Annotated in this window: 10 protein-coding genes; 9 read left to right on the forward strand and 1 reads right to left on the reverse strand. The window is 41.7% G+C overall.

Translation table 11 applies throughout. The features are described from left to right. The first annotated feature begins 168 nt into the window (after nucleotides 1–168). From lonB to yihA, 3 genes are all read left to right on the forward strand, one after another. Nucleotides 169–1,833, forward strand: coding sequence for an ATP-dependent protease LonB (gene lonB, locus WYK_RS04400; protein WP_040373384.1), 1,665 nt, complete (start codon nucleotides 169–171; stop codon nucleotides 1,831–1,833). Nucleotides 1,834–2,189: 356 nt separating this feature from the next. Beyond that, on the forward strand, nucleotides 2,190–4,511 hold the full coding sequence (lon, locus tag WYK_RS04405) for an endopeptidase La (RefSeq protein ID WP_040373393.1): 2,322 nt from the start codon (nucleotides 2,190–2,192) through the stop codon (nucleotides 4,509–4,511). Then, on the forward strand, nucleotides 4,508–5,089 hold the full coding sequence (gene yihA, locus WYK_RS04410) for a ribosome biogenesis GTP-binding protein YihA/YsxC (RefSeq protein WP_040373385.1): 582 nt from the start codon (nucleotides 4,508–4,510) through the stop codon (nucleotides 5,087–5,089). The genes lon and yihA overlap by 4 nt, the downstream gene beginning before the upstream one ends. Before the next feature lie 94 nt (nucleotides 5,090–5,183). Here the strand turns inward: yihA and WYK_RS04415 are convergent, their stop codons facing one another. Next, the gene (locus WYK_RS04415; protein WP_040373386.1) at nucleotides 5,184–5,669 is read right to left on the reverse strand and encodes a hypothetical protein; all 486 of its coding nucleotides are present in this window, start codon (nucleotides 5,667–5,669) and stop codon (nucleotides 5,184–5,186) included. Nucleotides 5,670–5,900: 231 nt separating this feature from the next. On the opposite strand from WYK_RS04415, the gene hemA reads away from it, so the two are divergent. The 6 genes from hemA to hemL are packed head-to-tail and all read left to right on the forward strand — an operon-like array spanning nucleotide 5,901 to nucleotide 12,137. Then, nucleotides 5,901–7,250, forward strand: coding sequence for a glutamyl-tRNA reductase (gene hemA, locus WYK_RS04420; protein ID WP_040373387.1), 1,350 nt, complete (start codon nucleotides 5,901–5,903; stop codon nucleotides 7,248–7,250). 10 nt (nucleotides 7,251–7,260) lie between these two features. Continuing rightward, nucleotides 7,261–8,094, forward strand: coding sequence for a cytochrome C assembly family protein (locus WYK_RS04425; protein ID WP_040373388.1), 834 nt, complete (start codon nucleotides 7,261–7,263; stop codon nucleotides 8,092–8,094). A 9-nt stretch (nucleotides 8,095–8,103) separates the two neighbouring features. Further along, nucleotides 8,104–9,036, forward strand: coding sequence for a hydroxymethylbilane synthase (hemC, locus tag WYK_RS04430; RefSeq protein WP_040373389.1), 933 nt, complete (start codon nucleotides 8,104–8,106; stop codon nucleotides 9,034–9,036). Further along, on the forward strand, nucleotides 9,036–9,830 hold the full coding sequence (locus WYK_RS04435; protein ID WP_040373390.1) for a uroporphyrinogen-III synthase: 795 nt from the start codon (nucleotides 9,036–9,038) through the stop codon (nucleotides 9,828–9,830). The genes hemC and WYK_RS04435 overlap by 1 nt, the downstream gene beginning before the upstream one ends. A gap of 3 nt (nucleotides 9,831–9,833) precedes the next feature. Further along, entirely contained in the window at nucleotides 9,834–10,826 is a 993-nt protein-coding gene (gene hemB / locus WYK_RS04440; RefSeq protein WP_040373391.1) for a porphobilinogen synthase, read from the forward strand. 21 nt (nucleotides 10,827–10,847) lie between these two features. Continuing rightward, entirely contained in the window at nucleotides 10,848–12,137 is a 1,290-nt protein-coding gene (gene hemL / locus WYK_RS04445; RefSeq protein ID WP_040373392.1) for a glutamate-1-semialdehyde 2,1-aminomutase, read from the forward strand. Nucleotides 12,138–12,146 lie beyond the last annotated feature (9 nt).

Below are 12,146 nucleotides of genomic sequence, written 5' to 3' on the forward strand. Positions count from 1 at the left end.
TACGTAAACTTTTACTACGCAAGGAATACATGCTTCTAAAAGACCATATTCCCCCAGTTCATCCACATTGCAAATTAGAACCATCTCTAATCTCTAAAGTTTGGGGTTATTTCGTCAAAGTGAGGAGATACTAGCCTTACAAAGGTGGTATCTGCAGGAGGGAAAGAGATGAATTGGACAGGGCTAGCATTATTTATCCAGTTGTTTTTTGGAGTAATTATTGGCGTCTACTTTTTGAATCTACTTAAGGGTCAGCGAACACAAAAGGTTTCAATTGACCGTGATTCTCGAAAAGAAATTGAGCAGCTGCGAAAGATGCGGTCGATTTCTTTAACGGAACCATTGTCTGAAAGAGTACGGCCTGTTACGTTTGATGATATTGTCGGCCAGGAGGATGGAATTAAGTCGTTAAAGGCTGCTTTGTGCGGACCAAATCCGCAGCACGTCATCATTTATGGTCCGCCAGGTGTCGGGAAAACGGCCGCGGCTCGACTAGTGTTAGAGGAAGCAAAGCAAAATATGAAGTCTCCTTTTCGTCAATCAGCCGTGTTTGTTGAACTTGATGCAACAACCGCACGATTTGATGAACGCGGGATAGCTGATCCCTTGATTGGTTCCGTTCATGACCCGATTTATCAAGGGGCAGGGGCAATGGGACAAGCGGGTATTCCGCAGCCAAAACAGGGGGCTGTGACGAACGCACATGGGGGCGTGCTGTTCATTGATGAAATTGGCGAATTGCACCCGATTCAAATGAATAAACTGTTAAAGGTATTAGAAGATAGAAAGGTGTTTCTTGAAAGTGCCTATTACCAAGAAGAAAATTTAACGATCCCAACTCATATTCATGATATTTTTAAAAATGGTCTTCCGGCAGATTTCCGTTTAATTGGGGCAACGACTCGAACACCAAATGAAATTCCCCCTGCAATCCGATCAAGATGTATGGAAGTTTTCTTCCGAGAGCTAGAGAGAAGTGAAATCAGCTCGATTTCAAAGAAAGCTGCAGAAAAAGTTAACATGGAGATATCTGATAAAGGACTGGAAGCAATTGCTGAGTATGCTAGAAATGGGAGAGAAGCGGTCAATATCGTTCAAACTCTGACTGGTATTGCGATAACAGAAGATCGTACGTATATTAAGGAAAGCGATATTGAATGGATTGCCCACAGTAGTCAATTAACACCAAGAATGGACAGAAAGATTGCGGATGATTCCAAAATAGGTCTGGTGAATGGACTGGCTGTATATGGTCCGAACAGCGGTGCACTTCTTGAAATTGAAGTAAATGTGATTCCTGCTCTTGATAAAGGCAGTATCAATATTACAGGAATTGCAGAAGAGGAACGGTTAGGCGGGAATGGCAAATCCATTCGCCGTAAGAGTATGGCAAAAGGATCCATAGAAAATGTCATTACCGTACTGCGTTCCATGGGAGTACCGGCAGATCAGTTTGATATTCATGTTAATTTTCCAGGTGGAAGTCCCGTGGATGGGCCGTCTGCCGGAATTGCGATGGCAACGGGGATTTATTCGGCCATTTATCAATTTCCCGTCGATCATCTGGTAGCCATGACCGGTGAAATTGGAATCCATGGTACGGTTAAACCGATAGGTGGAGTGATTCCAAAAATTAAAGCGGCGAAGCTGGCTGGGGCCAAACGTGTCATTATTCCCCACGAGAATATGCAGCCGCTGCTAAAAGAAATTGAGGACATCGAGATTATTCCTGTGAAAATGATTAAAGAGGTATTTGAGCTTGCGTTAAAGAAAGACCATATTCCGGAACAAATAAATGTCGAGATCAATCTGACGAAAAAAGAAAGTGTGTAACCAAATTCCCAGTGGAACATCAACACTGGGAATTTTTTTATGTTCTTGAAATGAGAAGTAATTGCGTGCGTTTTTTTGCCTTTTTGGAGATAATAAAAAAAGAAAATGCCGGATGTGTCTGATAATATCGTCTTAAGAACGTGTACGAATAGACACTGCCAGCTAAATAAGTTAGAATTGTTAGAAGGCTGACAAGTTGGAAAGTAAATTATTTTGCAGAATACGCAGGATGTTAGACCTGTTCTATACACCGGAAAACCAAGGTTGAAGGCAGTAAAATGGGGTCCTCTCATCGGTGTTTCTGCCAAAACGACTTAGGAAGTGTATTGGAAATAAAAAGTGAGGTGCCAGGTATTATGGCTGACAAAGAAATCATCGTTCCTCTCCTACCGCTAAGAGGATTACTCGTCTATCCAACGATGGTGTTGCATTTAGACGTTGGACGCGATAAATCAGTTCAAGCGCTTGAAAAAGCTATGTTAGATGATCATTTAATCTTCTTGACTACTCAAAAGGACGAGTCCTTAAATGAGCCGGGAGAAGAAGACTTATATAATATGGGAACGTTAACAAAGGTTAAACAAATGCTTAAGCTTCCAAACGGGACAATTCGTGTCTTAGTAGAAGGACTTAATCGTGCGGAAGTAACAACGTTCTATGATAATGAAACGTATTTTTCTGTTAAGCTGGATGTATTTGAAGATAACCAAGAGAAAGAAATAGAGCATCAGGCATTGATGCGTACGCTCCTAGAATACTTCGGACAATACATTAAACTGTCCAAGAAAATTACCGCTGAAACTTTCTCATCGACTTCGGATATTGAGGAGCCTGGGCGTCTTGCGGATATCATTGCTTCTCACCTTCCGTTAAAGCAGAAGGAAAAGCAAGAAATTCTCGAGATTATTGATGTGCGGGAACGTTTAAGCAAGGTTATAGAAATCATTAATAACGAAAAAGAAGTCCTGCAGCTTGAGAAGAAAATTGGTCAGCGAGTCAAACGTTCCATGGAACGTACTCAAAAAGAGTATTACTTACGCGAACAAATGAAGGCCATTCAGAAAGAGCTTGGAGATAAAGAAGGGAAGACCGGTGAAATTGCGGTTCTTACTGAGAAAATCGAAGCTGCTGGTATGCCGGAACACATCAAGGAAACCGCTTTAAAGGAATTAGATCGTTACGAAAAGGTTCCGACCTCATCAGCTGAGAGTTCCGTGATTCGCAATTACATTGAATGGCTGATTACCATTCCTTGGTCGAAAGCGACAAAGGATGACTTAAACATTCATAAGGCTGAGAAAATCCTTCACCGAGATCATCATGGTCTAGAAAAGGTAAAAGAACGGGTTTTGGAGTACTTAGCAGTTCAACAGTTAACTCAATCACTAAAAGGACCGATTCTTTGTTTAGTCGGGCCTCCAGGTGTAGGGAAAACAAGTCTGGCTAAATCAATTGCCACTTCAATGAATCGTCAATTCGTACGCGTATCATTAGGCGGCGTTCGTGATGAGTCTGAGATTCGCGGCCATCGCAGGACATATGTCGGGGCGATGCCTGGACGTATTATTCAAGGAATGAAAAAAGCGGGTACCGTTAACCCTGTTTTCTTACTTGATGAAATTGATAAAATGTCAAATGATTTCCGCGGTGATCCTTCGGCTGCCATGTTAGAAGTGCTGGACCCGGAACAAAACCATAATTTCAGCGATCATTATATTGAAGAGTCGTATGATTTATCCAAGGTTATGTTTATAGCAACCGCGAATAATCTTGCGACCATTCCAGGACCATTGCGTGATCGGATGGAGATTATTTCAATTGCAGGTTATACTGAAATTGAAAAACTTCATATTGCGAAGGATCACTTGCTGATTCGACAGCTGCAAAATCATGGTCTGCAAAAATCACAGCTTCAAGTCCGCGAAGACGGTTTGATGCAAATTATTCGTTATTATACACGAGAAGCAGGTGTCAGAAGTCTTGAGCGTCAGCTGGCAGCTATTTGCCGAAAAACGGCGAAAATTATTGTTTCAGGTGAGAAAAAGCGTGTAGTTGTCAGTGACAAAAACATAGCTGATTTCTTAGGGAAACCAATTTTTCATTATGGAATGGCTGAAGCAGAAGATCAAATTGGTGTCGCAACCGGCCTCGCTTACACCACGGTTGGCGGGGATACGCTTCAAATCGAAGTCTCTCTATCTCCAGGTAAAGGCAAGCTCGTATTAACGGGTAAGCTTGGCGATGTAATGAAAGAATCTGCTCAAACTGCCTTTAGTGTGGTTCGTTCGAAAACGGAGCAGCTGCATATTGATAAAGATTTCCATGAAAAACAAGATGTTCATATTCATGTTCCTGAGGGAGCAGTTCCAAAGGATGGACCTTCAGCTGGAATAACCATTGCTACAGCATTGATTTCTGCACTAACCGGTCGTCCTATTAGAAAAGAGGTAGGCATGACAGGCGAGATTACATTACGGGGCCGTGTACTTCCAATTGGCGGCTTGAAAGAAAAATCCCTTGCAGCTCATCGAGCAGGGTTGACTAAGCTAATTATTCCAAAGGATAATGAAAAGGATATTGATGATATACCTGAAAGTGTCCGCGACGACTTAGAATTTGTTCTTGTTTCAGAATTAGACGAAGTTCTTGAACATGCATTGGCAGGTGAAAATAAATGAAAGTAACTAGTTCTGACATTGTCATCAGCGCAGTTAAGCCAGAGCAGTATCCGAAAGCACCTATGCCAGAATTCGCATTGGCAGGCAGATCAAATGTCGGAAAATCAAGTTTTATAAATAAGATGATTAACCGCAAAAATCTGGCACGGACGTCTTCAAAACCAGGTAAGACACAAACATTGAATTTCTTCATCATCAATAACATGCTTCACTTTGTCGATGTTCCGGGTTATGGTTATGCGAAAGCTCCAAAAACCGAGCGTGATTCTTGGGGTAAGATGATTGAAACGTATCTCTCTACACGTGAACAGCTAAAAGCTGTAATCATGATTGTTGACTTACGCCATGCACCCTCTAAGGATGATGTAGCGATGTATGAATACTTCAAACACCACGACTTACCGTGTGTGATTGTCGCGACAAAGTCTGATAAGATTCCTAAAGGGAAATGGCAAAAACATCTAAAAGTGGTTCGTGAAACACTTCAAATGGACAAGAGTGATGAACTTCTTCTTTTCTCATCTGAAACCGGACAAGGAAAAGACCAAGCTTGGGGCGTAATTAAGAAATTTATGTAAGTGCCTCAGAAAGAGTGCAGAGAACAAGTTCTCGGCACTCTTTCTTTTGTTTGGATAAAAAAAGCCGTCGATGGTTCTCGACAGCTTGATCGTCTTAGTCTTTTTTACTGATTAGAAAGTAAATTCCGATTGCCAGTAAGACAAATGGCCAGTATTTACCGGGATCGGCTATTCCTGTGTTAGTGATTTGCAGCCAAGACATTATATGGTCATAATAAATGGTGATTAAGGAAATAATAAATAATAATATTCCGGGTAATAAACCAGCATTTGTCTTTCGAGCCTTGAGGATCAGACCCAGTGAAACAAATAGAATAAATATCCCAATATTATTCGGCCATATGTCAAGCACGTTAACAAAATGGAAGTGGAGACCGATACCAAGTAGAAGTACGCCTGGAAGGATTGATTGGGTGTCGCCGCCTGCATAGGCAGGGACTAAAAAGGCAATCCCAATGAGGCAAAGAATGGTCGGCCAATCAAAAAAGCCGGGAAATAGTTCAATTTGCGCCCGCTGCAGCATGAAATACAGGCCGAGACCAAGCAGGATAATACCGGGAAAGGTTCGCGTTGTTTTCATAGAGACCTCCTTGTTAGTTTGATTGCTTGAAGTTCAGAAGTTTATTTGATATGGTACTTTTGTAGCATTTAGAAGGATGTTTTCAATACATCCAGGACGGGAATAACTAGTACAGTAACATGTTAGCATATCAATTCATGAAGTGTTCATAAATTTGTTCTGATTATTAAATAATACATGTTATAATATACAGGGTTTCATTGACTAAAATTTGGGGGTGCAATAAACGGGATGCATATTCTTGCGGTTGGATTAAACTATAAAACGGCCCCTGTTGAAATACGCGAAAAATTATCTTTTGATGAATCGGAACTTCCAGAGGCTATGAAGGCTCTTAAAAATAAGAAAAGTATACTAGAAAACGTAATCGTTTCCACTTGCAATCGGACTGAAATTTATGTAGTAGCTGATCAAATGCATACAGGTCGGTATTATATTAAGGAATTTCTATCTGAATGGTTCAATATGGAGAAGGATGAGTTTGCACCTTATTTATTTATCTATGAAGTAGATGGTGCGATTGAACATTTATTCCAAGTTGCCTGCGGTTTAGACTCTATGGTTCTTGGAGAAACACAAATTCTTGGACAGGTACGTTCAAGCTACATGCTTGCACAGAAAGAAGATACAATTGGGACGGTTTTCAATCACTTATTTAAACAAGCATTGACCGTTGCTAAAAAAGCTCATTCTGAAACGGAGATTAATACGAACGCAGTTTCAGTCAGTTATGCGGCAGTTGAATTGGCTAAGAAAATTTACGGTGAGCTGGATAATAAGAGTGTCTTGGTCATTGGTGCAGGTAAAATGGGTGAACTAGCTGTCCATAACATGCATGGCAGCGGCGTTTCAGATATTACGGTTATTAATCGGACCTTTGAAAAAGCTGTCGAATTAGCGGACAAGGTAACTGGAACAGCTAAGCAGCTTCAAGAGCTTCAATGTGCACTTGTTGAAGCAGATATTGTTATTAGCTCAACTGGGGCAAAGGATTATGTAATTAACAAAGAAATGATGACATTTGTTAATAAAATGCGTAAAGGGCGTCCCATCTTCATGGTAGATATCGCTGTACCACGGGATCTTGATCCTACACTTAGTGAACATGAGAATGTTTTCCTCTATGACATTGATGATCTTGAAGGCATTGTTCAAGCAAACATGGAAGAAAGAAAACATGCTGCAGACAAAATCTCACTGATGATTGAAGCAGAAGCAGTCGAATTTAATCAGTGGGTGAATATGCTTGGTGTAGTACCGGTTATGTCAGCACTTAGAAGTAAGGCGCTTACGATTCAAGCTGATACGATGGAAAGCATTGAACGCAAACTGCCGCATTTAAGTGAACGTGATAAAAAAGTATTAAATAAGCATACCAAGAGTATCATAAATCAAATGCTGAAGGATCCAATCCTTTATGCAAAAGAAATAGCGGACGAGCCAGATGCAAGAGAAGCATTAGACCGCTTCGTGAAAATCTTTCATCTTGAGGAATTACTCGAGGATGAAGCTATGCCGGCTGAACAGAAAAAACAGGCTAAGGTACAGGCGGAGCTAATTCCAACGCCTGTCCGAGCATAATAGAGTTCTTATGATGGAACTGACAATGACGAGAATGCACGAAGCGTCCGTCCTACTATATGCCTTAAGTGTTCTCCTCTATTTTATTGATTTTCTCCATAGTAACCAGAAGGCGAACCGCGCGGCCTTCTGGTTACTTGCTATTGTTTGGCTTTTACAAACTGTGTTTTTGTTTTTATATGTGTTGAAAACAGGACGTTTTCCTGTTTTGACGATATTTGAGGGATTGTACTTCTATGCATGGGTACTGATTACTTTGTCACTTATCATTAATAAGCTTCTGCGAGTAGATTTTACGGTATTTTTTACAAATGTTCTCGGGTTTATGGTTATGGCGATTCATACCTTTGCACCTGTTCAGATAGAATCAGAGGTATTGGCTCAAAAGCTGGTATCTGAATTGCTGCTAATCCATATAACGCTGGGGATTCTATCGTATGGTGCCTTTACGATTTCTGCGGTGTTTTCCTTGTTGTATTTAATTCAATATGATTTACTGAAAAGGAAGAAGTGGGGAAAACGATTAATCCGTCTAGGTGATCTGGCAAAGCTGGAGCATATGTCATATGTGTTAACTGTAATCGGTGTACCAATGCTGCTTTTTTCACTGATTTTAGGGCTGCAATGGGCTTATATTAAGGTTCCAGGGGTACAATGGTTTGACTTCAAAATTGTCGGTTCATTTTTTGTCCTTGTTGTTTATAGTGTGTATTTGTACGTTAAGGTAAGGAAGCATATATACGGAAAAACGTTAGCGTTTTTAAATGTGTGTTCATTTATGAGCGTCTTGATTAATTTTTTCCTGTTCGGCAGTCTTTCGACATTCCATTTTTGGGTTACATAGGAGGAACATATGAGAAAAATTATTGTTGGTTCACGACGGAGTAAGCTTGCAATCACACAGACCAATTGGGTGATTGATCAATTGAAAAAATTAGGCGTTCCTTATGAATTTGAAGTGAAAGAAATCGTAACGAAAGGCGATCAAATCCAAAATGTTACACTTTCTAAAGTGGGCGGAAAAGGATTGTTTGTCAAAGAAATTGAGCAAGCTATGCTTGATAAAGACATTGATATGGCTGTACATAGTATGAAAGATATGCCAGCCGTTTTGCCTGAAGGCTTGACAATTGGTTGTATTCCACCGCGAGAAGATCCGCGTGATGCCCTTATTTCAAAAGGAAATCTAACATTCTCTGAGCTAAAACCTGGAGCGATTGTTGGGACAAGCAGCCTGCGCCGCAGTGCACAATTGTTAGCTGTTCGCCCAGATATCGAAATTAAATGGATCCGTGGTAATATTGATACCCGAATGGATAAATTAAAGAACGAAGAATATGATGCGATTATTTTAGCTGCGGCTGGACTTTCAAGAATGGGCTGGGATTCCAATATTGTAGCCGAATTCCTTGAACCGGAACTATGTCTGCCAGCAGTAGGTCAAGGTGCGCTTTCCATTGAATGCCGTGCAGATGATCAAGACTTACTAAATGAACTGAAAAAATTAACATGTGAAAATACGAAGGTTACAGTCGAAGCAGAACGTGCTTACCTTGATAAAATGGAAGGCGGCTGCCAAGTTCCGATTGCTGGTTTTGCGAAGAAGTTAGAAGACGGAACAGTATCATTAACCGCTTTAGTTGCCTCACCTGATGGAAAAGTGATTTATAAGGAAGTTGTCGAAGGAACAGATCCGAAAGCAATCGGCGTTCAGGCAGCAGAAATAATGAGCGAACAGGGTGCCAAAGATTTGATTGACCGTGTGAAAGCGGAGTTAGATCAGTAATGAGCAACACTGGACCGTTGGACAGCTGCCGTGTCCTGGTCACCCGAGAAAAAGGCCAGTCTGATAGTCTCACTTCCAAAATAAAAGAGTGTGGGGGGATACCGGTTACGGTTCCTCTACTCGGCTTTACATTTCCTGAGTATAAAGAAAAGCTGCTCGAAAAAGCAGCAGAAACAGCAGATTATGATTGGTTGATTCTTACCAGTCATAACGGTGTAGAGTTTTTCTTTCGATTACTAGAGGAAATAGACAGTCCCATTCAGCTGCCGCGTATTGCGGTCATTGGCAAAAAAACAGGAGAAACCCTTGAAAAACATGGCTTCAAAGCTGACTTTATACCGACTGAATTTGTCGCAGAGAACTTCGTGAAGGAATTCATTCCGTTACTAGAAGATGATACGAAGGTACTGCTGCCTAAAGGTAATCGAGCACGCTCAGTTATTGCAAAGGCGATCAAGTCAGCGGGTGCACATTGTGAGGAATTGATTCTCTATGAAACCTATTTTCCTAAAGAAAGCGGTCCAGTAATTGTAGATTTATTAAAGAATCGCAGTCTTGATGTGATTACTTTTACCAGCTCATCAACCGTGGACCACTTTATGGAAATAGTCCATACTCATCAGCTGCAGCCATATCTAGACAGCATCATCATCACTGTCATTGGTCCGATTGCGGAAAAAACAGCATTGAACTATGGGTTGAAGGTAGAGGTTTGTCCAGAACAGTATACAGTTAGCGCCATGATTGACAGCTTAGCGGCCTATCTAATTGACCGAAATAATGAGGAGGAATAAGTGATGAAAGATTTACAGTTTAACCGTCATCGTCGTTTACGTTCAAGTGCAGGCATCCGAGCAATGGTTCGTGAAACCGTACTTCAAAAAGAGGATTTAATTTACCCGATTTTTATCATTGATGGAGAAAACATTAAAAACGAAATTTCTTCTATGCCTGGAATCTATCAACTATCCATGGATAACCTTCGTGCCGAGATGGATGAAGTAGTAGAGCTTGGGATTAAATCAGTGATACTATTTGGCGTTCCTTTCGAGCATGATAAGGATGAACAGGGATCTGGGGCATTTCATCATAATGGCCTCGTTCAGCAAGCGACCCGCCTTGTTAAGGAACTGTATCCTGAGATGATCGTGATTGCTGATGCATGTCTTTGTGAATATACAAGTCATGGTCACTGTGGTCTGGTTGAAGGCGATAAAATTCTTAATGATGCCTCATTAGATTTGCTTGCCAAGACAGCAGTCAGCCAAGCAGAAGCAGGTGCCGATATTATTGCACCATCGAATATGATGGATGGATTTGTTGCAGCTATTCGTGCAGGACTTGATGAAGCAGGTTTTGAAGATATTCCGATTATGTCTTATGCCGTTAAGTATGCATCTGCTTTTTACGGTCCTTTCCGTGACGCTGCGAATGGCGCTCCACAGTTTGGTGACCGGAAAACCTATCAAATGGATCCAGCGAATCGCATGGAAGCTTTCCGTGAAGCAGAATCCGATATCGCTGAAGGCGCTGATTTCTTAATTGTTAAACCTGCTCTTTCGTATATGGATATCATTCGCGATGTAAAAAATACGGTGAAGCTTCCGGTAGTTGCTTACAACGTCAGCGGTGAATATTCAATGGTGAAGGCAGCCGCTATTAACGGTTGGATTGATGAAAAGGCGATTGTATTAGAAATGCTGACAGGCTTCAAACGTGCTGGCGCCGACTTGATCATCACCTATTTTGCAAAGGAAGCAGCTGCTTGGCTGCGAGATGAAAAAAACTAACCTTTCAAAGGAGATCTGAAAATGCGTTCATATGAAAAATCAAAACAAGCTTTTACTGAGGCGAAAGACCTCATGCCTGGCGGGGTGAACAGTCCTGTACGTGCTTTCAAATCGGTTGATATGGATCCGATATTCATGGAACGCGGCAAAGGCTCGAAAATCTATGACATCGATGGCAATGAATATATTGATTATGTTCTTTCATGGGGACCGCTTATTTTAGGTCACGCCAATGATCGCGTGGTTGAGTCAATTAAGAAGGTTGCAGAAACAGGCACGAGTTTCGGGGCATCCACGGTAATTGAAAATGAATTGGCACAGCTTGTCATTGACCGGGTCCCTTCAGTTGAGATGATTCGGATGGTTTCATCAGGAACAGAAGCAACCATGAGTGCACTTCGCGTCGCTCGCGGCTATACAAGCAGAAATAAAATTTTGAAATTTGAAGGCTGCTACCATGGGCATGGCGATTCGTTGCTGATTAAAGCTGGTTCAGGCGTGGCTACGCTTGGATTGCCAGACAGTCCGGGTGTTCCAGAAGGAACAGCGAAAAATACGATCACGGTACCGTATAACGATCTTGCGGCAGTTAAGTATGCATTTGAACAATTTGGTGAAGACATCGCGTGTATCATTGTTGAACCAGTTGCAGGCAACATGGGTCTCGTACCTCCACAGCCTGGCTTCCTTGAGGGACTGAGAGATGTTACAACGCAATATGGCGCCCTGCTAATCTTTGACGAAGTGATGACCGGCTTCCGTGTCGGCTATAATTGCGCACAAGGTTACTACGGAGTTACCCCTGACATGACTTGTTTAGGCAAGGTAATTGGCGGTGGACTTCCAGTAGGAGCATTTGGCGGGAAACGTGAAATCATGGAAAGAGTGGCACCAAGCGGAACCATTTATCAAGCTGGAACCCTTTCTGGAAATCCACTAGCGATGACAGCAGGCTTTGAAACGCTTAGCCAGCTGACTCCTGAAGTATATACAGGATTCCAACGTAAAGGCGACTTGCTTGAAAAAGGCATCAGTGCCGCAGCGGCAAAATATGATATTCCTCATACATTTAACCGCGCAGGTTCCATGATCGGCCTATTCTTTACCAACGAAGAAGTAATCAACTATGAAGGGGCTAAAACCTCTGACTTAGCATTCTTCGGCACATATTACCGAGAAATGGCCGAGCAAGGTATCTACCTGCCGCCATCCCAATTTGAAGGTCTATTCCTCTCAACGGCACATACCGATGAAGACATCGAAAAAACCATAACAGCAGCTGAAAAAGCGTTCTCCAAATTAAGAAAATAACAAAAACCC

The sequence above is a fragment of the Peribacillus psychrosaccharolyticus ATCC 23296 genome, from assembly GCF_000305495.1.
GTDB classification, from domain to species: domain Bacteria; phylum Bacillota; class Bacilli; order Bacillales; family DSM-1321; genus Peribacillus; species Peribacillus psychrosaccharolyticus.